This window comes from Paenibacillus monticola (assembly GCF_009664975.1).
Lineage (GTDB): Bacteria > Bacillota > Bacilli > Paenibacillales > Paenibacillaceae > Paenibacillus_AQ > Paenibacillus_AQ monticola.
On the sequence record NZ_WJXB01000001.1, the window covers coordinates 851759 to 875566 of the forward strand.

Consider the following 23808-nt stretch of genomic DNA (forward strand, 5'->3'; position numbering starts at 1 on the left):
CACATAGGGTCTGCCCTTTGCCTTGAAAATAAAAAGCTTGAAGACTCTTGTTCTATGATTTTGCTCAGGATATGGCGGTTTGGGTATTGTTTATCATTTGTTTTATAGTTCTGCCTGGACTTTTTGTTCTTTGGAGGCAAGCTTGTCTCGGTAAGCCCGGGGGGAGTAGCCAGTAAGCTGCCGAAACTGTCTGCAGAAATGCTCCACATTTGCATATCCGCAAATCGTTGCGACCTCGGCAATTTTATGCGGACCGAAGCCAAGCTTTTCTTTGGCCAGCCGAATCCGGCAATGAATGACATCCTCCATGCAGGAGATACCGAAGGTCGATTTATATAGGGTTTGTAGATAACCTGCGCTGATGTGCAGATACTCTGCCATAGCTGGAACGGTCCAAGGATGGCCCGGGTTATTGTACAGAGTCTTGCGTAATTCCAGAAGATTATAATATTGCGGACTCAGCTTGTCTTGGGATGCTTCACACAGCTTATTGAAGATAATTCTAAACAGATAGTCGATGGAAAGCTCCCGGTAGTCATTCTGAAAGGTATGCTCAAAGGTCAACAGTTGAAACAGCTGATGGCAATAGCTGGGGTCCGGAAGCGAAAATGGAATGCCGACAGGGAAGACGGTTTCTGTAATATAGGAATCATCCGCATCAAAACGGACCCAGTCGTTAATGTATTTTTTGGAACAAGCACGGTAATAAATCTTGTGCTTTGGCGGATAAAGAACAACAGAGTGGGCTGGATACTCCTTCAATTCCCCGTTAACTTCAAACAACGCCGCAGTTTGTGTGAGCACCAGAAGCCAGGCATTCAAGCCATCGGGTATACTGTACACAAAATCGTCAGGATGAGTAGCGTCAAATTCGACATAGTGAATATTAGGCATCGGCAGCTTCTCCTTTCTTTGGATACATCAATTAAAAAACAGGATTTATCATTGTTAGGTATTCAATATTTCCCTATAATTTATATTGTAAATCAAGGGGATTTGGGGTATTTTTTGAATTCTATCACAGAATCTTTTGATTAGAAATTATCAATATGAAGGAAGGTCATTTGTTCCATGATACCACAACAAAACGAAGATCGGAATTATATCCTTTGCTATACTCGGTTACCCCAGGAGGATATGGTATACGCTCCGAAACTGGCACACAGCATGCATTTGGCTTATTGCAACGACGGGCTTCTTTTTCAGGAATTAAACCATAATTCGGGGGTTTTATTCGCCAAGGCGACAGAGAACGAGGATGGTACACTCCAGGCCAAGAGCTTGAAGAATCCGTATCTATTCCACACCGCCGAGGGGGATTTCGGGGTGATCGCAATCCGTACGGAGGCAGAGGGCGAAGCCGATGCAGAGAGCAAGGGAAAAGTGCTGCTGTTCTCCTCCAGTGATTTGCTACAATACAACGAAGTTGGACTGTTGGAGCTTAAGGCGGATACATTTGTAAGCGATATCTTCTGTGAATACGATTCCGAACGGGGAGGCTATCTGATCCGCTGGGTCGATCAGCTGGGGAACGGTTATCAGAATTTTATAGCCGATATCATGAGCATGAAGGAACTCTCGGCACCGGAAGCGGCGCAGCCTTTTACCCTGGATACAGTGCTTGCCGATATTGAGGGGATCTTGCCGCGCAACTCCATCCCGGTATCCAAGGAAATAGCACACAGGCTCTACTGTAAGCTTACGGCTCCGACCCATATTGCAATAGAAGTCCCGGACCGCGTGACAGCGGCCTCGGAAGAGGATTTGGAAGAGATCCGGGCCACCGCTCTGTACAGTGATGGCACCAAAGCGCTGAAAAAAGTGGATTGGAATATGGATGAAATCAATTGGGACGAGGCGGGGACCTATAGAATTTCCGGTGAAGTCCATCAGGAGCATTACCCGTTTCCGATTGCGCTCGACCGTGCGGACCCTTGCATTGCGAAATGGAAAGGCAAATATTATTTCATTGCCACCAACGATGCGGACCATAACCACACGCTGTACATGCGTGAAGCCGATACGATCCCCGGGCTGGTCGATGCCGAGGAAGCATTGATTTTGGATTCGAATACCTATGAACAGATCGGTGGGCTGCTGTGGGCGCCGGAATTTCATATCATTGAAGATGAGCTTTATATCTTTCACGCAGCAACACCGGGAGAGTTCCTGCATGAAGAGTCGCATGTCATGAAGCTACGGGCAGAAGGAAATCCGATGTGTGCGGCTGATTGGTCGATGCCTAAGCGTGTAGTGAAGAAAGACGGTACATATTTGTGCGAAGCAGGCAAGACCATTTCCCTCGATATGACCGTAATTCAATGGAACGGAGAGCATTACGCCGCATGGTCGGAGCGCCAGTTCGAGCCGGTCGATCTTGGAGCCTGGATCTATATCGCCACAATCAACCCACAGGAGCCGTGGAAGCTGACCAGTGATCCGGTGCTTCTGACAAAACCTGATTATGGGTGGGCCAATAATCATACCTTTGTAGATGAAGGACCGTTCGCCCTCTACACCGAGGACAAATTATTCTTGACCTTTGCCAGCGCTGCGGTGGATGCTACCTATGTTGTGGGTCTCTTGACTGCCGACAAGGGTGCTGATTTGCTGGATATCCGCAGTTGGACCAAGGGTAATTATCCGCTGCTGACCTCCAGAAGCGTGCCTGGGGAATATGGACCGGGCCATAATTCCTATGTGACAGATGATGACGGAGTCATCTGGAACGCCTACCACGCAAGACCGGGAATTGACGGACCGAGAAGTTCCGGCGTGCGCCGCGTGCATTTTGACATTGACGGTGTTCCGGTCTTGGATCTGACAGAGGATAACGATCTGAACCGGGAGCTAAAGAAGGTATCTATAGAAGTAACCGTGAGATAAACGCGGGTTACTTAAACCGAACAAGCAGATTCCTGTATTCTTAAGTGCTGATATTCAGAGAGGAGTAACTGTATGTTAAGAGTAGTGCAAGTGGAAAATGGGTTTGTTCAGGGGTTGCCGGCGGCAGATCCCCGTATTACCAGCTTCAAAGGAATTCCGTTCGCGGCCCCGCCTGTGGGGGAGAACCGCTGGCGTGCTCCCCAGCCTGCGCAGAACTGGGAAGGGGAATTGAAAGCGTATGATTTTGCCTCGATTTCCATGCAGGCCCCGACAGTTATAGATGTGAATAATATTTATACACGCGAATGGTCAGTGGATCCGGATCTTCCGATGGCTGAGGACTGCCTTTACCTGAATGTCTGGACACCGGCCGTCAGCGCTGATGAGAAGCTTCCTGTCTTTGTATGGTATTTCGGCGGAGGACTTCAGGTCGGCCATACGGCTGAAATGGAATTTGACGGCGAACGCATTGCCCGCCGGGGGATTGTCGTAGTGACCGTGAATTACCGCCTGAACGCGTTTGGCTTTCTGAGCCATCCCGAGATTACTGCGGAATCCCCCGATGCTTCCGCGAATTTCGGACATCTGGATCAACAGGCGGGTACGCAGTGGGTGAAACGCAATATCGCTGCTTTTGGCGGAGACCCTGACCAAATCACAATTGGGGGACAATCGGCCGGCGGCGGAAGTGTGCTGAGCCAACTGACCTCGCCGCAGAATGAAGGGCTGTTTCAGCGGGCTGTCATTATGAGCGGGATCTTTACTCCGCTGTACCCGAATAACCCGGTGCCTCCGATAGAGCGTACCCTCAGTCAGGCTGAAGAGGAGGGGGCCGCCTTCTTTGAATTTATGGGGGTATCGACTCTGGAAGAAGCCCGCAAGTTGGATGCCGTCTATATCCGCGATAAAATGCTGGAGTACGGCCGCTTCTGGGGAACGGTCATGGACCAGGTGTTCTGTCCCGGCAATCCGTATAACCGTTTTCTGAGCGGGCAGCACCATAAGGTGCCGGTAATGCTGGGAAATACCTCTTCTGAATTTTTCAGTGTTCCTGCTGCATGCAGCGTGGACGAATTCAGAGCCTTGGCTATTGAAATGTTCGGCGGGGAAGCAGAAGAGTATCTTAAGCTATGCGCGGTTGATTCAGGGAAGCTGGAAGAAATGATCCAAAGGGCTTCTGTGAGCAATATTGAATATGCGGTCCGTGTTGCCGTTAAAGCCAATAGCGATTCCGGCAGCGGTGTCCCGATGTATTATTACAACTTTGATGCCGAAATTCCCGGCTGGGATGAACCGGGAACCTTCCATTCAGTGGATCTGTGGTTCCACTTCGAGACACTGGCCAAATGCTGGCGGCCTTTTGTGGGCAAACATTATGATCTCGCCCGCCAAATGTGCAATTATCTTGCCTATTTCATTGGTACGGGTGATCCGAACGGCAGGGATTCCACCGGTGAGGATCTGCCTCTCTGGAAACCGAGTACGTCAGAAACGCCCTACGGCATGCTTTTCGCGGACAAGGCAGAGTTTGTGGAGGAGCCTCCGGGTGAGGTTATGCAATTTCTGGTTGAGCAATATTTCAAACGACAATCCATCCATATATAAGAGGGGAATGAGCGGCAATGAGCGAGAGCCATCCGGATTATACGATGCAAACGGCACCAGCCGGATATGACAAAGAGAGGGAAGGCATTGCCCGGGGAGAACTCCGTACTATAGAATATCCCTCCACAACGGTAGGCAACATCCGAAAGGCAATGGTATATACGCCGCCCGGCTATTCTGCCGACCAGGAATGCAGTGTCTTGTATCTGCTGCACGGAATTGGGGGAGATGAGACAGAATGGTACAGTCACGGCAAGCCCCAGATCATCCTGGATAATCTGTATGCCGATCAAATGCTGAAGCCCATGCTAGTGGTTCTTCCGAACGGCCGGGCGATGCTGAATGACCGGGCGGAAGGAGATATTTTTGCTCCTGACAAGGTACAGGCATTCGAAACCTTCGAAACGGATTTGCTCCAGGATCTTATCCCTTATATTGAAGCCCATTACCCGGTCCTGACGGACCGGATGCACCGTGCTTTAGCCGGATTGTCCATGGGTGGAGGGCAATCCCTGAATATAGGTCTGAATAATCTGGACCGGTTCGCCTGGATCGGGGCGTTCTCTCCGGCTCCCAATACGAAGCTGCCTGAGCAGCTGCTCCCGGAACCGCAGAAGACCGCAGAGTTGCTCAGTCTGCTCTGGTTATCGTGCGGGGATCTGGACAGTCTCAAGAATGTCAGCGACCGGACACATGCTTATTTATCGCAGCATTCCGTACCGCATATCTGGGTGGAGGAACACGGCGACCATGATTGGCCGGTCTGGAAGAACGGCTTGTATCAGTTCTCCAAGCTCATTTTTTAGCTGACCGCTTAAGGATATCCGTTGCTTGCAGCCCTCTATACGACAAAAAAGGGACGTTTCCGGCAGACCGTTATGGCTGCTGGGAACGTCCCTTATCTTGATTAGAGCAGGAGAGATACAAGCGCTTGGGGCAACAATGATTTACTTGTTGGCTATCGCATCGGCACGCATTTTAACGATTTTTTGTGCTCTTTCCGTATCTACAGCAATGACATCATTCCAGCCGAGACCCACTACATCGGACTGCAGCTTGGTCCAGAGCTTATCGAATTCTGCTTGGTCCTTGGCGAATATCATTTTCCAGGATGTGTTCTTCACATAATCTGAGGTCTGGCTGCGTTTATTCTTAATGTCCGAGGAATCCGAACCGAGACTTGTATTAATATTGGGTACGATATCGATCATATTGTTCTTCTGATAGTATTCTGTCGGCGTGGTTGCGTTATAAGTTTTCTGCCATTCCGTAGTCAGAGCTGTCTTGTTCGCCTCAATAGTTGAGTTCCAATAGGTGTTGTTGTAGAATTCCTTCGTATCCGGATCTACTACAAAATCGCTCATAATCATAGTGTTGAGCTTGCTCTGACCGTCTTGATATCCGCCGCCGCCGTATTCTTCTGGAACGGGAGTATTATCCTGGAAGGCCGTTTGTCCTACTTTAGTCAGCTTGAACTTGCCATCTGCTGTCTTTTCATAATTGAAGCCTTCGAATCCATTGGTATAGTAGCGCAGACCTTCAGGAGAGGACAGCCAATCCATGAATTCCATGATTCTCTCCGGATTTTTGGCCTTTGAACCAATTGCAAAGACTCTTCCGCTTCCGAAGTAGGCATCACTATTCTGAATAATATGGGTATCGGCGATTGGAATGGCAACATTGCCGTCGCCTTTATTGCCTCTTTCAATGGTATTGTAGAAGCCTCTTTCCCATGAATACCATAAGAGCAGAACCTGTTTGCCGGTCAGCTTTTCATTGACTTTATTCCAGTCCTGGGATGGCGAGTCAGGGTCAACCAGCCCCATCTGATTGGCGTCATAATAGAATTGGAGAATTTTCTTGTACATACTATTGTCGTCAACGAGAGGGACAATATCGCCTTTTGCATTTAACTGTATGGTCGTGGTTCCCTCTGGCTGTTCATAACCGTACCAGTTACTGAGCCAGCGTACATTCTCCATACTTCCGTTGTCCCAGTCCTTCCACAGGGTAATCGGAACGATCGGTTTACCGTCTGCTGTCTTGGGGTACTTCTCCTGCATCTGCTTCAGTGCATTCAGAAGATCAGTCAGATTGTTCAGCTTGGGAGCCCCTATCCCCTTGTAATAATCCCAAGGCATAAGCGGACTGGAGTAAGGGAGTTCTTCCGAGAACGTTGTCGGGGAAGTGTCCGCGGTAAAAGTCGGCAGTCCATAAATCTTACCATCTGGATTGATGCTTTCGAATGCATTATTGAAAGGCTTAAAGTGATTGTCCACATATTGGGACAGGTACTCCGTATTCTTGATCTTATCTGTGAGATCCATAATCATACCCGCCGGAATCAATTCCTCCAACTGACTGTTATCAATAATAAGGAGGTCTCCCAGATCTCCCGATGCTGATCTTGTCTTGTATAGCTGATCGCCGGCAACCTGCGGAGATAGAACGTTTAAGGTGATATTGAACTTATCTTTAATCAGCTTTCCATACCATCCGGTCTGCTCTCCCTGGTAATTTGCTGCGTTGTCAAACACGGTAATGGTCAGCGGTTTGCTGTGATCGATCCCTGTAGCCGGACTGGATGACTCGGTTGCAGTACCCGGATCAGGTGATCCCGTTGCTGTAGCCGCATTGTTGGAATTGCCGCTACATCCGCTCATTGCAGTTGTTACCAGAAGCAAGGTGGTCCCAAGCAGCATTGAATATTTTCTTGCCAGCTTATTGTCTTTATTCATTTACAGCCCCCCAAATGATTAATTTATCATAATTGTGCAATTTAACCTTTGACTGCACCAATGATAATCCCTTTTACAAAAAATCTTTGGAAAATCGGATAAATCAGCAAAATAGGTGCGACAACGATGATAGTAACGGTCATACGTATGGATGTGGTGGTTTGTTTGGTGGACAGACTGGACATGGCGGTTGATCCGGCATTTTGCAGATTGACCATGGTGGATAAGGAGCTGGCCTGATTGATGTAGTTATACAGAATAAACTGCAAACTGTACAATTTGCTGTCCGTAACCAGCAGCAGCGTATCCTGAAAGGAATTCCATTGGTTCACTGCCGAGAATATGGCGACTGTCGCCAATATTGGTTTGCTGATGGGCAAGATAATTTTGTAAAAGATCGTTATAATCCCAGCACCGTCAATGCTGGCAGCCTGCTGCAATTCCTTCGGTGTGGATTCCACAAATGTCTTTACTAGAATGATGAAAAATGGAGCTACGATGGACGGCAGTACATATGCCAGAAAATTGTTGGTGAGGTGCAAGGATCTCATGGTCAAATACCAGGGGATAATCCCGGCATTAAAAAACATCGTAATAATGGTAAATCGGTACCAGAATTTTTTCCCCCACATATCCTCCTGGGCAAACATGAATCCCAAAAAGGCAGAGGCCCCGACCGTCAAAAGTGTGCCTATTACTGTTCTCCCCATAGAAATGACAAATGCATTCCACAGTCCCGGTATTTTAAACACATCAACATAGTTCTGGAAATGGATCCCCCTCGGCCAAAACGCAATTTCACCTTTGGCGCTAAGATCGTTGGCGCTTATGGTATTGATAATGATGGAGTAGAACGGATATACACACATAAATGCAAAGAGAGAAAACAGGACATAGACCACAGCAGAAATCATTTTGTCAGTTGTACTGACCTGCATTTTTATTTTTTTGGATAAGCGGCTGTTATTTTCTTTGGCAATCGGCGCCAGTTTTGTCTGGTGGTCACTCATACGATGCCCTCTCCTCTTAACAGTTTGGACAGCCCGTTTACAGAAAAGAGAAGCGCAACACTAATTATGCTTTTCAGCATACTGATCGCGACGGAAACGGAATAGCTGCCGCCTCCCATGGCCAGGTTGTATACATATAAATCCAATACCTGGATGGTATCTTTGTTGAAGGCATTCTGGAAAACGAAATATTGTTCCAATCCATTGTTCAGGAAGCTGGCAATTTGGAGCATCAATAGCACAAAATAGGTCGGAATCATACTTGGCAAAACCACATGCCGGATGACCTGCATTCTTGTCGCACCGTCTACATGAGCCGCTTCATAAAGTGATTCATCAATCCCCATAATTGCTGCTATATACAATATGGCCGACCAACCCAGTGATTTCCATGTAATCCATATCCACATCGTAATCCAGACATGCTCCGAGTTCTGAAGAAAGAGTATAGGAGAGTCGATCAGCCCGATCTGTCTCAAAAAGCCATTGACGACACCTTCACTGGAGAACATGGAAAATGCCAGGGAATAGACCAGTACCCAACTGATAAAGTTTGGAAGAGTGGTTACGGTCTGGATAATTTTGCGGAAACGCACAGCTTTAATCTCTGTCAGGAAAATGGCAAAGATCATAGGAAGCCAAGAGAAAAGTATGCTCAGCCCACTAATCCCGAATGTGTTTTTGATGACCTGAAGCAGTTGATCGACCTTCACCTGGTTCTCTACCAAGGAACGAAACCATTTCAAACCAACAAATGGCGCTTGTGACAGCGGAATCGGCGGCATATAGTCAAAGAATGCGTAAACCCATCCATAGAGCGGGTAGTAGGCAAAGACAGCAAGTAAAACCATAAAGGGCGAAATATAAAGGAATTTCCGTATCGAATTGCTTCTCATGCTGGGACTACGCATAGGTTCACTCCTCTTCGTATTCTCTTTATAAATTTGCTTAATTGAAGCTTTCAGCTGGGCTGCTATCCCTTATATATTGTCCAGCTTACCATCCCCCTTCAGTGAAAATAATTCTCAACTTGCGTGATGGGTTTTACTGAACGCTGTTTCCCCTAACCTCTCATTAATGGTAGCGCTTTCATATCTATGGAACTATAATAAATTATCATTTTCTTTCAAACAATGACCAATCCTCACGACTTATTGATCTATTATTAGATAAAACAAATTTGAAATAACAATTACACTCTATTTTTTACAATATATAGAATAAATAAAAAATATTTTTGTAAATTGGTTACATTGTCCAATAAAGGACGCGCAGCCGTTTGGTTGCATTCGATTCTTTGAGATGTTCCATGAAATCAAGATTGCTCGGCAAAGAACAACGTCTGAATTTGCTTTTATTTGGAGAAAAGCAACAAATGTCCATATGAAAGCAACGCCAACCTATAGACCCTAAGCGTAGCCTATGATTAAATACATAAGAATATCGCAACTGTTCTTACACCTAATCTCTGGTTTAAACGAAAGGATGACTATTTTTTTATGGACAAAAAGGAGCTCGGTCTGACACCACCCATGGGGTGGAATTCATGGAATACCTTTACATGGGACATTAATGAGCAACTTATTCGTGAAGCCGCGGATACACTTGTTGCAGAGGGGTACAAGGATGCGGGATATGATTACATTGTTATTGATGACTGCTGGAGTCTGAAAGAAAGAGACGGGGAGGGGAAACTAGTTGTCGATCCTCTTAAATTTCCGAACGGAATGAAGGCGCTTGCAGAATATATTCATTTCAAGGGACTAAAATTCGGGATGTACTCTTGTGTAGGAACACATACCTGTGCGGGGTATCCAGGGAGCTTTGAACATGAGTTTCAGGATGCGGAATCATTGGCAGAATGGGGCGTCGATTTTTTAAAGTATGATTACTGCTTTAAGCCCAGACATATGTCGGGGGAACTGCTGTACAAACGAATGAGCCTCGCGCTTAAAAACTGCGGAAGAGACATACTGTTCTCAGCATGCAATTGGGGTGAGGACAATGTGTATCATTGGATCCGTGAATCAGGCGCGCATATGTACCGATCCACAGGGGATATTCAGGATAGCTGGGATTCGATCAAGAGTTTAGCTTTATCACAGCTTGATAAAGCCTGCTATACCGGAGCCTATTGCCATAATGATCTGGATATGCTGGTTGTCGGCATGTACGGAGGCAGCAACAGCGACTTTATCGGAAGCCAAGTCGGCGGTTGTAGTGATGTGGAGTACAAGACCCATTTTTCTTTATGGAGCATGATGGGGTCTCCGCTGATGATTGGCAGCGACGTCCGTAAAGCCAACCAGGCCACCAGGAATATTCTGATGAACCGGGATTTGATTGCCATTAATCAGGATGTGGAAGGCCGCGGTGCTTATCGCATCAAGCCGGAACCGCAGTGGTTTCATGGGGATGATGTGTTTATGCTGGTAAAAGTGTTAACGGGCGGAGACCTTGCTATAGGCTTCTTCAATCTGAGTGATGGTCAAAGGGAAATGTCGCTGCAATTCTGGGATTTCGGTCTTCCTTATGCTTCCGGAAAGTCGCTGTCGCTGTATGACTGCTGGGAGCATCAAGAAATCGGCGTATTCAGAGAAAGATACGCTCCAGTAGTTCCGGCTCATGATTGTCTGATTGTACGAGCTAAATTAGTGTAAGGAATGGCATGAACATGAATAGAACATGCAGAACATGCAAAGTCCCTTTAATGACGGATGATGTGGCAATATACCTGAAGCTTGTGACGCGCAACGCTCAAGATTTCCTGTGTATTGACTGTCTTGGTGAACAACTGAAATGCGGACGTGAACCCATTATGAAATTAATAACCTATTTCCGGGAATCGGGGAATTGTGTACTGTTTCGTTAAGTCGTATTGTAGGCCCTATTGGCAGGTAGCGAAAGAAAGCATCGGAGAGATGCTGAACTGCATGACTGCTTGTCACAGGGGCTTCTACTTGAAATGAGAGCTAGTATTTCCGGCGTTATATGCCTTTTTATATTCCGAAGGAGTATACGAAGTTTCTTTCTTGAATACTTTTGAGAAATACAACGGGTCCTGGTAGCCAACCGAGTAGGCTATCGACTTCACAGATAAGTGAGAAGTTCTCAATAATTCACAGGCACGCTGAATCCTGAATGTGGTTAGGTAGCCAGATATGGACACTCCATTCTCTTCCTTAAACAATCGAAACAAGTAGCTTCGCTCAATTTTCACGTAGTCTACTACATCCAGAACAGACAGCGAAGGCTTCCAGAAGTTACTTTCGATATATTCCCGCGCTGATAATGTGTAATCCTTGGTTAGAAAAGCTTTATCACTAGGGTAGTACTCCATATAGTATGACAATAATAGATGAAGTTTGGCATCTGAACGCTCTCTTTCGAATGGCTCCAATTCGGCGCTCTTGCTCACATGAAACAATGGCCCCAGGTCTTGCGGAGATGCCACAACTACTGGAGAATTAGGCGTGAAATTAATCATCGACAAGAGGCGTGAGGCCTCCCCTCCGTAAAATTCAATCCAAAAATACTCCCATGGATCTAGCGGATCAGGATAATAGTATACTTCCATTTGAGGAAAAATAATAAAACTCTCGCCTGTTTCCAAAAAAAAAGTTGTATGTTGTGTCTTCAAATAACCCTTTCCGCTTACAATGTAATGGAGGGCAAAAACATCGCGGACACCCGGGCCCCATTTATGCAAATTTGGAGGTTTATACCCACTACCTTTACAAATCGAACCCTCGCTGAAACCGTAACTAAATGACTTCATAGGCTGTACCCATATCCTTTGCATCAAGTTCATATATTTTTAACAGTACATCTTAATTATACTATTGAATGTGAAACTATTAGATGACTAAAAGAAGTGAAGTTAGGTATAATTTATGTACAATATAAGAAAATGAAAGTAGTGATTTGATGGAACACTATATGAAACAAATGCTTGTCACTGCCTTGGATCGTTCGCTACCCATTTTCGTCGAGACGATGGGATGGAATGAAAGGCAGGATGAGTTTAATCGGCCGCAAGGATATCACTGTTATCATTGGCTGCAGACAACCGGGGGGGAAGGTCAATTTGAAATTTCGGATAAAATAGTCACCTTGGCGCCAAATCAAGGGATTTTGCTGCAACCTAATGCTTCACATAGCTATGTAGCCCAGTCTAATCCTTGGTCGACCTGGTATATCACATTTAATGGAAACCTTGCCCCATTCATTGTTTCTTCTCTTGGTTTGGCAACCTCCACAGTGATTAGCTGGGAACCCGGTTCCCGGCTATCTACTCTGCATACAAGGAGTGAAAATTTGGCAAGGCAGAGCTTTGATTTCAACGGAATGGACGGTTCCGCTTTTGTATATCGTTTTCTTATGGACCTGAAAAGATATGGACAAGTGGATAACCAACGTTCCTTTTCCCAGCATACCGAAAGATTAATGCCATTCATTCGTTTTCTTGAAGAGAACTATTCTAACCCGGCTTTCGGATTAACCCAATTGGTAGAATACGCTGGCATCAGCTCGCAACGATTGAACTACCTATTCAGAATGACAACAGGGATGAGTCCTTACCAATACCTCATCCACTTGCGCATTCAGAAATCCAAGGAGTACCTGATAAACGATAAAAAGCTCACCGTCAAGGCAATTGCCTCTTTGGTGGGCTTTTTGGATAGTAGTCATTTCGTGTACACTTTCAGGAAAATTGAATCAAAGACTCCCCAGACTTTTCGCGATCTCAATTAATGTGGCGTATTCTCCCTAAATTCTTGTGGTGTAACCCCAAATTGTTCTTTGAAAACCTTAATGAAATAGGTCGGGTTTTTATATCCCAAACGGTTCGCTATTTCATAAATTTTATATCTGCTGTCCTTCAATAAAAATACAGCCTTTTCCATCCGCAACCGCAACAGGTAGTCTGAAATGTTCTCCCCAGTTTCTCTCTTGAATACTTTGGATACATGGGTTGGATGCATATAGACGTAATCGGCGATGGCCTGGAGGGAGACGTCTTCCGATAGGTGCTCTTGTACGAATTGATGAATTTGAGCTACTGCTGAATGACGGGATGCAGACAGTTCCGTGTTCATCTCATTTTGCAGCCTGTCTAGCATGCTCGTAGCCCAATACTCTAGCTCACCAACATTCTTGATTTCTGTTGATACATGCAAGCGGTAATCTGCCAGCAGCCCACCGTTCTTATGCACAAAGTATGAGAAAGCAGATTTAAGTGAGTAATTAATTTCAGAGAGATGTTCGTTCGAGCCACTATATTTTGCTCTCCATTCACGGAAGACTTCTTCCAGCTTCTCTTTTGCAGCCTCCCAGTTTCCCGCCTCAAGCAAATGGGGGAATAGAGGAGGTGAATATAGCGAGGAGACAACATGGGACACTGGTTTAACGTTATCTCCGCCAAGTCGGACAATGAAGTCGTTGTCGTAGCCGATTTGGGAACGAATCGTGGCAACGCAGCGTTGGTAAAGATCCTCCATAGAGGCAGGAAAGGAGCCCGAAGGTGACAGAATAACGGAAATGGTGAGATGAAGCAATTGATTGACAATTTGCCTCATATGATCCGCAATCTGTTCCAAAGGGTGATCATTCATGTTCTCTTCACCGCAATTTACAATGAACAATATATGGCCGTATAAGTCTTCGCAGCTCCAAGTCTTGAATTGGTGGGACAGCAACTCCTCTACGATATTTGTAACGGCAAAGCCGGTAAGAGACATTTCCGACGGTCCATACCGCTTATGATGATCCTCTATGCGAATAAGGATCAGCGATATGGTATCGCCGAGCCCGATCGGAATATCGTATAAGACCAATTGTTCGGTCAATTTCCCCTCTTGTAACACTCGTCCCTGAATCAAATTGTTCAATAAATTGGAACGCAGAATTGGCAAATTGCGATAAACCATAGCTTGCGATTGTACATATGCCATTAACTGCTCTCGTTCCGCAAGCAAAGTATCAGCGGCCTCTTTAACGGCAGCGAGTAGTTCTTCATCCTTTACTGGTTTGAGAAAATAATGAGAAGCCTTATGTTTCAGCCCTTGCTGCACATATTCAAATTCTGCATGGCCAGTAAGCAGAATACATTCCGTTTGCGGCCATTTGCACTTGATCGCTTTTATCAGTTCGATACCATTCATACCAGGCATGCGAACATCGGTTACGACAATGTCAGCGGCATTCTTATCCATGACGTCCAGAGCCTGTTTGCCGGAATACGCGGAGAATACGCTGGTAATGCCAGCTTGTTCCCAGGATATGCTTGCGGTCATGCTTTCAACCAAGTGCTCTTCATCATCCACGATTAACAGCTTCATCATCCACCGCCTTCTCTGTCCAATGTAACTCTACTCGCAGTCCTGAAACCGCATTTATCGAAAGTCTTACGCCGGAATCCACTCCATAACGGAGCTGGAGCCGCCGATGCACGTTCAGAAGACCGCAGGCCTCCGACCTTTCGCCATGCCGGCTTATCAATTGTTTCTGAAGGTCATGAAGCCGTTCGAATGTCATGGAACCGCCATTATCATCTATAATCAGTGAATACTCGTTGCCGGTGCAGCTACCCGTAATCGTTACAATTCCATCGTCTTCCAATGCTTCAACCCCATGGATCAGAGCATTCTCGACAATGGGCTGGAGAATTAATCTGGGCACCTCAATGTCCATCATGACGTTCTCCACATCAATCCTGTATCTAATGCGGTTCATCCGCATCTGATGAATACTCAGGTAATCGGCAGCGTTCTTTAACTCATCCGCCAGCGTAACCAATTGTTTCTCTACTCGAGTCGTATAGCGATAATAATCGGACAGGTGATAAGCCATTTGAAGAACTGCGTCTTTCCTGTTCAACTTGGTCATGCTGATCACATAGGACAGACTGTTATACAAAAAATGCGGATTGATTTGTGATTGCAGCTGCTTGAGCTCCGCTTCGTGCGTAAGAAGCTGCTGCTCCAACACATTCTCAATGAGTTGCTGAATTTGATCGGACATTTCATTGAATCTGGATATTATGAGCCGGAATTCGTTCTTCACCTGAAGTGAAATTCTTGTTTTGTATTGTCCCATCTTGATTTGCTGCACTCCTCTTACAAGAGCGCGCAAGGGTACCTGAACATTGCGGTACAATAACCAGGATACTACAATACCTACGATGAGCAACAGTCCAAGGACAAGATAGGCGAACCGATTGGTCATTCGTAAAGGAGTTAGAATCTCAGATAAAGGCACCATGTTGACCACATACCCGTCCAGTACCTGTACATCAGAATACGAAAGAAGATATGAAACTCCGTTTACATTTAAAGTAATGTCGCCCTCATCTGCCAGCTGTGTCTTTTTTAAAGCGGATACAGCTTCTCTAAGAAGAACGGGAGGAAAAGAGCTTGTTGATAAAAATGTGTCATTTGGCTTATAAAATAACGCTTCACCGACTCCTTGTGACTTAAACTTATCTAGCATACGGATCACGTTGCTCATGTCAAAGCTGATTTCGATGATGGAATTGGCTTTGGCGATGCCGCCACCCGCATCGTACGGTTCGGCGGTCAGGTGGATCACCTTTCCCTGTTTATCTGTTTTATCATCGTGTAAAATAAAATTCCAATTTTCCTTGCTCAGCCTCTGAAGACGTTCCGGATCAAACGAAGTTCCATGTATTGTGGAAATGGTTTGTCCGGAACGTGGGGAATAGACGGTTACTTCGTTGATCCATTCGGTCGAGGCACTTTGCAAATAAAGCTTGTCCTGAATAATTTTTTTTTTGCTGATTTGTTCGTAGTAGCTGGAATTCAGCAAAGACAAATCTTGAAATTCAATGACGTTCGGATCACGAATCAAGATGTAGGTGAATGTTTCCAACTGCATAATAATATTGTCCATTTGCGTGGCTAAGGTAGATAGCCTGCTAATACTCGATTGTTTGATTTGACCAGTAATCAAGTTCTCATTGACTCGGTTGGAATAAATAGACAGAATTAATACAGGCAGTAACAATAAGATAAGCGAACCGACTAGTTTGGAGAAGAGACTGCGTTCCTTATTACTCATCCGCTTTGACTCCTAAGTTTTTTGCCAATCTTATTCTTTAACTGCTCCCATCGTCAACCCTTGCACGAAAAACCTTTGCAGGAATGGATAAACCAACAGGATCGGAAGTGCTCCAATCAATATTTGAGCAGAGCGAACGGTTCTTTCTGACAGAATCTGCAACTGTCCGGGGTCTATATTCGTATTCCTCATGTCGCCGCCTTGAATGATTGTCTGTAGAAACGTCGCAAGAGGATATTTCCGGTAATCAGTCATATAAATCAATCCGTCAAACCATGAATTCCAGTGCCACACCATCGAAAACAAGGATAAGGTGGCTAGGGAAGGAAGAGATAAAGGAAGATAGATTGTGATCAACGATCTCAGATAACCAGCTCCATCTATACTAGCCGCTTCTTCAAGTTCTTTCGGAATTGCGCGAAAAAATTGCATCATGAGGATCGTGTTAAACACGTTAACGGCAGAAGGAAGTATAAGTACCCATAGCGTATTGGTTAAATGAAGCTGCGTTACCAGCATATAAGTCGGAATCAGGCCACCGTTAAACAGCATTGTAAAGACAAAAAACCAAGAATAAAATCCTCTGCCGTAAAACGAACGTGATAGAGTATACGCGGCGGTAACTGTCAATGCCATAGACAGCAAGGTTCCGGAGAGTGTTCTTTCCATGGATAAGACCAGCGACCGCAGAAATAAAGGATTCGTAAGCGTTCTTGAGTAAGCCTCAGCCGTAAATCCAACCGGCCAGAAAAAAACTTGATTGGCCGTAGCAGCCGAACTCGAACTGAAAGATACGGCAGCAACGTGAACAAGCGGAAGAATGCACAAAATGGATATTACTGTTAGAAGCAATGTATTGGTTACTGTAAACCATCGATAACCGATTGTCTTGTGATACATAGGATCAACCTGCCTTTACTTAGAAAATGCGATAATTTCCAAACCGGTGAGCAAGTCGATAGGCCGTAACAATCAGGATGAAACTAATTACTGATTTGAATAAACCGACTGCTGTTGCGAAACTGAACGAACCGTCCATGAGACCCACCCTGTAAACGAAGGTATCGATTATATCTCCTTCACGGTAAACGAGCGGATTGTACAGATTGAATATCTGGTCAAAGCCGGCGTTAAGGATGTTGCCAAGCGCCAACGTTCCAACAACCAGAATGACAGGTACTAGCGACGGCAAGGTGATATGGAAGGTTTGCTTAAGGCGGCTTGCACCGTCAATTTCGGCTGCTTCGTACAACGACATGTTAATACCGCTCATTGCTGCGAGATAGATAATCGCGGAAAAGCCGAATTCTTTCCACACATCGCTGATCACGACTGTTATCCGAAACCAGGTGCCGTCTCCGAGAAAAAAGATAGTATTGGCTCCGAATAAAGTCAATAAATGATTAACAATCCCTTTATTCCCTAATATGTCAGTTAGAATACCACCTAGAATAACCCAAGACAAAAAATGCGGAAGATAAACTAATGTCTGTACAAATCTTTTGAATAGAATTGCGCGAATTTCATTAAGAAGTAAGGCGAAAGTGATTGGGACTATGATATTGGCTGTGATTTTAAGTGAAGCAATAAGTAAGGTGTTAAAAATTACTTGTCTGCTGTCGGGATAGGTAAACATATATTTAAAATGTTCAAAGCCAACCCATGGCGAATGTAGAAAGCCTAGACGAGGCTTAAAATCCTGAAAAGCCATTAGTAGTCCCGTCATTGGCGCATAATTAAATATGAGCAAACAGATTACAGATGGCAGTATGAGCAAATGTAGAGGTAGTTGACGAAAAAACCTCGTCTTGCTCTTCTTCCATTCCATCATCCAGACAACTCCTCTTTTTATAATTTGGAAATATGAGATAGGCATTGCGTCGATGTCGCTCCGCAAGGCCTATCCGAGACCAAACCTTCTATTTTTTGAACGATTGATACCATTCGTTTACTTCTTTAGTTATATCGTCGCCACCGGAAGACTTCCATTTTTCCACCAAGCTATCAAAAGAATCTGGAGATTCCTGTCCATAAATAATTTTCAGGAAAGCTTCGTTTTCCATTTTGCGAAGCAATTCGCCTTTTTGAGCCATAGTTGCTGTTGGTGGACCCGTATACAAATCGAAGACCGACGCGTCGTCGATATACGTTTGAAGTACTGCAGCAGCTTCCGCCCATTTCTTCGGTCTTGCAGAGAAATACATTTCGTAAGGGGTTTCAGGGGTTTTTCCCTGGCCCAGCTTGGCCATGACCTCAAGCTCTTTTTTTGGCGTTTGAATATCATTTCCGTAAATCGTGTATTTCTTCACGTCAATCCATCCGCCCGGAATTTTATCCTGATCGTAAACGGGCTTACCATCAACCATTACATAATCGTATCCTTCTGCCCATCCGTTGGCGAGTTCCGAAGATGGATCGTAGAAGCCAGGTCCCATAATAGCGTCCAAATAGTTGAAGAATGCCTCCATATTTTTGAAATCATTATTGAAATAAAAACGGACTGAAGATTGCGGTTCACTGCCGAATCCCATCTTTCCGTCAATTCCTGCTGGTATTGGTACTGGTATATAATCAAACTTCATATCTTGGTTGAACGGATAAGAAGCCATCCAAGTCGGTCCGAACACCATGCCGGATTTGCCCTGAACAAAGCTTTCTGTTGCTTTGGCTTCATCCATGATCCCTGTGTCTTTATCTAGATAACCCTTTTCCATCCATTCGCTAAGTTTGGTTAGCCCCTCCTTGACGGTAGGCTGAACAGATCCGTACTGAAGATTTCCATCTGCCCCCTCTGTCCAGTAAGTTGGAATGGCTGTTTGTCCGAACAAGAAATCGCTTGATGCCATGAAAGTATCCTTTACGGCTGTAACACCTTTTTTAAGAGAAAGTGACAATCCGATTGTATCCTTTACACCATTACCGTCCGGATCACGATTGACGAATGCATCCATGACAGTTTCCATTTCATCGATAGTCTTCGGCACCTGCAGCCCCAATTTATCAAGCCAATCCTGACGTATCCACATCACACTAAAGGAACTGTTGGCATTGAAGGTAGGAAGGCCGTAATGCTTGCCATCGTAAGTAACCGTATTCCAAATTTCAGGATATTTTGCGTACAGTTCTTTGAGCCGCGGCGAAGCGTACTTATCGAATGCCTCAGAAATATCCATGACTTTGCCGGAATCAACAACCTGGTTCTCAAGAGTCGGATCACTTAAAGTGAAGACATCCGGCAGCTTTTCGTTTGAATTCAACAGAAGACGGAGCTTCGTTGTGTAGGCATCGCCTGTTCCTACTGTCCAATCTACCTTAAAGTTAATGCCAAACTTCTCCTTGGCCCACTTGGTATGAACATTATTTTCAATGGTTTCGCCATTTTTGAATTTGTTATCAGACCCCACAACCCTCCCTAATGAAATAGTAACCTCTTGTTGAGCTGCATTTCCTTTTTCCCCTTGGGCATTTTGTTCTGGATCGGTTTTCGTACTACAGCCGATAGCAGACAACATTGTTACTCCGATCGCAAGCGTTACACACGCTTGCTTCGTGAACCTCTTCCTCATTCAATGACCTCCCTTTATTTATTTCATGCTTAGTATATCCCCAGCAATGGTAACGCTTAAATATCAATAATAGGAGATTTATATAAATATATTGGTCATTACATATAACTTTCATTTTTTTATATATAGTCGTTAATATCTTATATTCTTTATTTAAATTATAACGTTTATGATGTATTACGTATTATAATATTTTTATATGAGGTGATCAATTTGTTGTTTGCAGGAACGAATTACCATCCGCACGATTGGCCCCGAGAGAGATGGAAACACGATATTGATTTGATGCGGAAAGCATCCTTTAATATTGTCCGACTGGGGCATCTGTGTTGGGATAGCTTTGAACCCTCTGAAGGTGAATATACTTTTGAGTGGTTCAATGAAGTGATGGATCTTTTTCATGAGGCAGGAATACAGGTCGTTCTCGATATCGCAACTCGCCCTGCTCCGACATGGCTGCATAAAAAATATCCCGAGATTGATCGTGCAGATACCAACGGCATTCGATTGGAAGCGCAAACGCGTTATATGGAGGACATCGGCCATCCAGCCTTCCAGGACTATGCCTACAAGTTCGCCGAGAAATTGGTATGCCAATATCGAAACCATCCTGCACTTTATGCTTTTGGATTGTGCAACGAGCTTGGTTCTGGTGCACCTTCCTTTTCCAGTCACGCTAGAGACCGATTTGAAGCTTGGCTAACGGAAAAGTATCAAACGGTAGACAACCTGAACCAAGCATGGACAACTCAGCGCTGGTCCCGTAAATTGAATAGTTTTCACGATGTCGTGCTTCCGATTTCTGGTCAAATTCAAGGCGCACCGGAACGATTGCTGGACATGTGGCGGTTCTATTCTGATGAAATCTTGGTGTATATGAAAGGTCTAAGCCGGATAGTCAAACAGTTAGCCCCAGGTGTTAGGGAATCTACGAACCATTGGTCGGAGAATCCAGGATACGGGTTCGACTATTTAAAGCAATATCAAGAAATCATTGATTTACCCGGAATCGGATTCTATCCCGGCACCAATCCAGAAGACAGAAAAGCTTTGACCGCCGCCTGCTTCTTTATGGATCATCGCATAGGGGAGCTTGACCAACCCATTTGGTGCCTTGAATTCCAGACCGGCGACTTCGGGGGCTACGGTTCACCGCGTAAAGCCATGAGAATGTATGCCTATCTCTCGCTTGTTCATAGAGCGCAAGCAGTCTGTGCGTGGACCTGGCGTACTATGCTGGGTGGTGAGGAGCAATATGTATTCGGTCTGGTTGATCATGACGGCACTCCGGGATGGAAGTATGAAGAGTTCAAACAAATCGCCGAGGAATTCAATCTTTTGAAGGAACGCGGGCTACCCAGAAGCACCAGTCCACAGATCGCCATTGCTTACTCGTACGAAAGCATGAAGGTGATGGACGGCAACCGGAGCTTTTACAAAACAGAGTATACCCAACAGGTATTGCAAGCTTACGAGGCCCTTATGCGTGCAAATATTGACTGTAATATCGTGAATTTGCGCAACATGCAAAAGGATTACAAAATCCTGATCGTGCCGGGACATGCCGTTATGGATAAAGCATCGGCGGCAGCCATTCGCTCATACGTTGAAGACGGGGGCACCGTCCTGATGACGGCATATTCTGCGAAAGTCAATGAACATAATCGCGTCTTTGATACACCGCTGCCTGGAGAGCTTAGCGATGTATTCGGCATCCGCAGCGGAGCATTCATGAGAACCAGAAGCCATACGCCTGCCGAGAATGCTGGTGGTCTTGAGAAGACGGAGCTTCATCTAGAACGTGAAAAGCCGGCTATTTCACTTGGAAAGCAGGAATATCAGCCTGATATTGACTATTATGAAATACTGGAAGCCCGCACGGCCGAGACGGTAGCGGCATTTACAAATACATTGGAGAAGTCGCCTGCTGTAACACGTAACCGTTACGGAAAGGGAGAGGCGATATATGTCGCCATTCCTGCGGAAGCGAATTTTCTAAGTTCGCTTCTGGACATGTTGTACCCGACGCTTGGCATTCAGAAGGGCCCCGCAACCCCTTCAGGCGTTGTCGCACGCAAACTGGAAGATGGCTCTTTAATCTGTGTGAACACCACCGGCACGGAGCAAACCATAAAGCTTGATAAGGAAGCATCCGGGCTGTTGTCTGGCAATCATTTCGAGAATTCGCTTACTTTAGGCGCTTATGAGGTAGAACTTCTGAGGTATTAATTAACAAACAAAGGGGAGCATACAGATGAATGAATTGATCAAAAACGCAGCACAAATCGTACCGTCAGCACGACAACTGGCATGGCAAGAGTTAGAATTCTATTCCTTTATTCATTTCGGCATCAACACATTTATGGATAAAGAATGGGGGCTTGGAGACGAAGATCCATCAATATTCAATCCCGAAGAATTTAGCGCAAAGCAATGGGTGGATGTTTGCAAATCGGCAGGCATGAAAGGCTTGATCTTGACTTGCAAGCATCATGATGGATTCTGCCTCTGGCCTAGCACTTACACTGAACATTCGGTTAAGAATAGTCCATGGCGCGGAGGAAATGGCGACCTGGTGAAGGAAGTAGCAGATGCGTGCCGTGAAGGTGGGATTTCATTCGGGGTTTATTTGTCTCCATGGGACCGTCATGATGAGCGTTACGGCTCCTCGGTATACAACGACTATTTCAAAGATCAATTGCGTGAGTTGTTGACAAATTACGGGGACATCTTTTGTGTTTGGTTCGATGGTGCGTGCGGTGAGGGTCCAAATGGAGTGAAACAGGTCTATGATTGGGAAGGGTATTACGAGGTGATTCGAGAATTACAGCCAGGCGCGGTGATATCCGTATGTGGTCCAGATGTTCGTTGGTGCGGTAATGAGGCAGGCCACACTCGGGATTCCGAATGGAGTGTCGTTCCGGCAGAGCTTCAGGATCGCGAAAAAATTCAAGAAGAGTCACAGCAAGCCGACGACGGTGAGTTTTCCAGGCAAATTCGCTCCCACGATGAGAATTTGGGCAGCAGAGAAGCTATTGCAGGTAAGGATAAACTCGTATGGTACCCGGCTGAAGTGAATACCTCGATTCGACCAGGCTGGTTCTACCACACCGCTGAGGATGACAAAGTTAGAAGTCTTGAAGAGCTCTTGGATATCTACTATAAATCGGTTGGCGGGAATTCTACGTTTCTATTGAATCTTCCCCCGGATAAGAGCGGACTCATACATGAAAATGATTCCCTGCGAATGTCCGAGCTCGGAAGAACGATCAGGTCTACTTTCAAGCATAATCTTGCTTCGGAAGCGCATGCCGACGCCACGGAAACGCTGGATGAGAACCACGCTGCCCATCGGATATTGGACGGGAATAAAGATACGTACTGGAGCCCCAAAGAAGGTACGGAGCAGGCCTCGGTTGAAATTGATCTGAATGTCGAGCAGGTATTTGATACTATCGTGCTCAAGGAGCATATACAGTCCGGTCAGCGAATAGAAAACCTTCACCTGGAATATCTGCATGAGGGTTCGTGGAAACGATTCTGTGAATGTACAGTTGTCGGGCATAAGCGCATCCTTAAATTCCCGGAAGTTACGGCAAGATATATACGCCTGACCATTGAAAAATCACGATGGTGCCCATCCCTTTCCGCTCTGGAAGTGTACCTAAGTCCGCGGAGCATTGGGGAATAGGTAACAGAATTAGCAAAAAAATTAATTATTACAAACATAAATAGGCCGCACCCGCCGGACTCCTAATGGAGCCCGGTTATTTGTATTAGTAAACAGCTATGTACTGGATGCTGCCTCTTTCATATAACAGCAGGACTCTTTACCTTAAGGGGGGGATTTCCATTGACAGCGCCTGCAAGTTCCGATATACCTGCATATATACTAGGAATACGACAGGAACGGAGGGGAATCTA

General features: G+C 45.5%; 17 protein-coding genes. 7 read left to right on the forward strand and 10 right to left on the reverse strand.

Going from position 1 to position 23808, the window contains the following annotated elements:
• Positions 1 to 102: 102 nt before the first annotated feature.
• Entirely contained in the window at positions 103 to 894 is a 792-nt protein-coding gene (locus GJB61_RS03640; RefSeq protein ID WP_154117078.1) for a helix-turn-helix transcriptional regulator, read from the reverse strand.
• A gap of 273 nt (positions 895 to 1167) precedes the next feature.
• Here GJB61_RS03640 and GJB61_RS03645 point away from each other — a divergent pair, with 273 nt between their 5' ends.
• The 3 genes from GJB61_RS03645 to GJB61_RS03655 all read left to right on the forward strand — a co-directional run bounded on the left by GJB61_RS03645 (position 1168) and on the right by GJB61_RS03655 (position 5297).
• Positions 1168 to 2886 carry a family 43 glycosylhydrolase gene (locus tag GJB61_RS03645; protein ID WP_229521428.1) on the forward strand — a complete coding sequence of 573 codons (1719 nt, stop codon included), beginning with the start codon at positions 1168 to 1170 and terminating at the stop codon, positions 2884 to 2886.
• Positions 2887 to 2958: 72 nt separating this feature from the next.
• Positions 2959 to 4491, forward strand: a complete 1533-nt coding sequence (locus GJB61_RS03650) for a carboxylesterase/lipase family protein (protein ID WP_154117080.1) — start codon at positions 2959 to 2961, stop codon at positions 4489 to 4491.
• A gap of 17 nt (positions 4492 to 4508) precedes the next feature.
• Positions 4509 to 5297 (forward strand): alpha/beta hydrolase, encoded by a 789-nt coding sequence (locus tag GJB61_RS03655; RefSeq protein WP_154117081.1) that lies wholly within the window; start codon positions 4509 to 4511, stop codon positions 5295 to 5297.
• Positions 5298 to 5438: 141 nt separating this feature from the next.
• Here the strand turns inward: GJB61_RS03655 and GJB61_RS03660 are convergent, their stop codons facing one another.
• From GJB61_RS03660 to GJB61_RS03670, 3 genes are read right to left on the reverse strand one after another with little or no spacing between them, the layout of a single operon-like run.
• Complete coding sequence (locus GJB61_RS03660) at positions 5439 to 7229, reverse strand: type 2 periplasmic-binding domain-containing protein (RefSeq protein WP_154117082.1); 1791 nt, start codon at positions 7227 to 7229, stop codon at positions 5439 to 5441.
• 41 nt (positions 7230 to 7270) lie between these two features.
• Complete coding sequence (locus GJB61_RS03665) at positions 7271 to 8239, reverse strand: carbohydrate ABC transporter permease (RefSeq protein ID WP_229521429.1); 969 nt, start codon at positions 8237 to 8239, stop codon at positions 7271 to 7273.
• The gene (locus tag GJB61_RS03670) at positions 8236 to 9150 is read right to left on the reverse strand and encodes an ABC transporter permease subunit (protein ID WP_154117083.1); all 915 of its coding nucleotides are present in this window, start codon (positions 9148 to 9150) and stop codon (positions 8236 to 8238) included. The genes GJB61_RS03665 and GJB61_RS03670 overlap by 4 nt, the downstream gene beginning before the upstream one ends.
• Before the next feature lie 588 nt (positions 9151 to 9738).
• Here GJB61_RS03670 and GJB61_RS03675 point away from each other — a divergent pair.
• A complete protein-coding gene (locus tag GJB61_RS03675; RefSeq protein WP_154117084.1) occupies positions 9739 to 10899 on the forward strand; it encodes a glycoside hydrolase family 27 protein in 1161 nt (386 codons plus the stop codon).
• A 296-nt stretch (positions 10900 to 11195) separates the two neighbouring features.
• Here GJB61_RS03675 and GJB61_RS03680 read toward each other — a convergent pair whose 3' ends face one another.
• The gene (locus GJB61_RS03680) at positions 11196 to 12050 is read right to left on the reverse strand and encodes an AraC family transcriptional regulator (protein ID WP_338115656.1); all 855 of its coding nucleotides are present in this window, start codon (positions 12048 to 12050) and stop codon (positions 11196 to 11198) included.
• 128 nt (positions 12051 to 12178) lie between these two features.
• Between GJB61_RS03680 and GJB61_RS03685 the strand changes: the two genes are divergently transcribed.
• On the forward strand, positions 12179 to 12994 hold the full coding sequence (locus GJB61_RS03685) for an AraC family transcriptional regulator (protein ID WP_195724222.1): 816 nt from the start codon (positions 12179 to 12181) through the stop codon (positions 12992 to 12994).
• Here GJB61_RS03685 and GJB61_RS03690 read toward each other — a convergent pair.
• From GJB61_RS03690 to GJB61_RS03710, 5 genes are all read right to left on the reverse strand, one after another.
• Complete coding sequence (locus tag GJB61_RS03690; protein WP_154117087.1) at positions 12991 to 14583, reverse strand: response regulator transcription factor; 1593 nt, start codon at positions 14581 to 14583, stop codon at positions 12991 to 12993. The genes GJB61_RS03685 and GJB61_RS03690 overlap by 4 nt on opposite strands.
• A complete protein-coding gene (locus tag GJB61_RS03695; RefSeq protein ID WP_154117088.1) occupies positions 14558 to 16318 on the reverse strand; it encodes a sensor histidine kinase in 1761 nt (586 codons plus the stop codon). The genes GJB61_RS03690 and GJB61_RS03695 overlap by 26 nt, the downstream gene beginning before the upstream one ends.
• Positions 16319 to 16348: 30 nt before the next feature.
• The gene (locus tag GJB61_RS03700; RefSeq protein ID WP_154117089.1) at positions 16349 to 17218 is read right to left on the reverse strand and encodes a carbohydrate ABC transporter permease; all 870 of its coding nucleotides are present in this window, start codon (positions 17216 to 17218) and stop codon (positions 16349 to 16351) included.
• 19 nt (positions 17219 to 17237) lie between these two features.
• Entirely contained in the window at positions 17238 to 18149 is a 912-nt protein-coding gene (locus tag GJB61_RS03705) for an ABC transporter permease (RefSeq protein WP_154117090.1), read from the reverse strand.
• 88 nt (positions 18150 to 18237) lie between these two features.
• Positions 18238 to 19884, reverse strand: a complete 1647-nt coding sequence (locus tag GJB61_RS03710; RefSeq protein WP_154117091.1) for an extracellular solute-binding protein — start codon at positions 19882 to 19884, stop codon at positions 18238 to 18240.
• Between the two features lie 204 nt (positions 19885 to 20088).
• Between GJB61_RS03710 and GJB61_RS03715 the strand changes: the two genes are divergently transcribed.
• Both GJB61_RS03715 and GJB61_RS03720 read left to right on the forward strand, forming a co-directional pair.
• Positions 20089 to 22113: a beta-galactosidase gene (locus GJB61_RS03715; RefSeq protein ID WP_338115657.1), complete on the forward strand. Its 2025-nt coding sequence runs from the start codon at positions 20089 to 20091 to the stop codon at positions 22111 to 22113.
• A 25-nt stretch (positions 22114 to 22138) separates the two neighbouring features.
• Positions 22139 to 23575, forward strand: a complete 1437-nt coding sequence (locus GJB61_RS03720) for an alpha-L-fucosidase (RefSeq protein ID WP_154117093.1) — start codon at positions 22139 to 22141, stop codon at positions 23573 to 23575.
• Positions 23576 to 23808 lie beyond the last annotated feature (233 nt).

Excerpts from the sequence above, each read along its gene's own strand:
- GJB61_RS03645 (WP_229521428.1), top strand. The coding sequence starts at position 1,168 with ATGCATTTGGCTTATTGCAACGACGGGCTTCTTTTTCAGGAATTAAAC.
- GJB61_RS03640 (WP_154117078.1), bottom strand. The coding sequence starts at position 894 with ATGCCTAATATTCACTATGTCGAATTTGACGCTACTCATCCTGACGAT.
- GJB61_RS03660 (WP_154117082.1), bottom strand. The coding sequence starts at position 7,229 with ATGAATAAAGACAATAAGCTGGCAAGAAAATATTCAATGCTGCTTGGG.
- GJB61_RS03710 (WP_154117091.1), bottom strand. The coding sequence starts at position 19,884 with ATGAGGAAGAGGTTCACGAAGCAAGCGTGTGTAACGCTTGCGATCGGA.
- GJB61_RS03665 (WP_229521429.1), bottom strand. The coding sequence starts at position 8,239 with ATGAGTGACCACCAGACAAAACTGGCGCCGATTGCCAAAGAAAATAAC.
- GJB61_RS03675 (WP_154117084.1), top strand. The coding sequence starts at position 9,739 with ATGGACAAAAAGGAGCTCGGTCTGACACCACCCATGGGGTGGAATTCA.
- GJB61_RS03700 (WP_154117089.1), bottom strand. The coding sequence starts at position 17,218 with ATGTATCACAAGACAATCGGTTATCGATGGTTTACAGTAACCAATACA.
- GJB61_RS03720 (WP_154117093.1), top strand. The coding sequence starts at position 22,139 with ATGAATGAATTGATCAAAAACGCAGCACAAATCGTACCGTCAGCACGA.
- GJB61_RS03655 (WP_154117081.1), top strand. The coding sequence starts at position 4,509 with ATGAGCGAGAGCCATCCGGATTATACGATGCAAACGGCACCAGCCGGA.
- GJB61_RS03690 (WP_154117087.1), bottom strand. The coding sequence starts at position 14,583 with ATGATGAAGCTGTTAATCGTGGATGATGAAGAGCACTTGGTTGAAAGC.
- GJB61_RS03650 (WP_154117080.1), top strand. The coding sequence starts at position 2,959 with ATGTTAAGAGTAGTGCAAGTGGAAAATGGGTTTGTTCAGGGGTTGCCG.
- GJB61_RS03695 (WP_154117088.1), bottom strand. The coding sequence starts at position 16,318 with ATGAGTAATAAGGAACGCAGTCTCTTCTCCAAACTAGTCGGTTCGCTT.
- GJB61_RS03680 (WP_338115656.1), bottom strand. The coding sequence starts at position 12,050 with ATGAACTTGATGCAAAGGATATGGGTACAGCCTATGAAGTCATTTAGT.
- GJB61_RS03670 (WP_154117083.1), bottom strand. The coding sequence starts at position 9,150 with ATGCGTAGTCCCAGCATGAGAAGCAATTCGATACGGAAATTCCTTTAT.
- GJB61_RS03705 (WP_154117090.1), bottom strand. The coding sequence starts at position 18,149 with ATGATGGAATGGAAGAAGAGCAAGACGAGGTTTTTTCGTCAACTACCT.
- GJB61_RS03685 (WP_195724222.1), top strand. The coding sequence starts at position 12,179 with ATGAAACAAATGCTTGTCACTGCCTTGGATCGTTCGCTACCCATTTTC.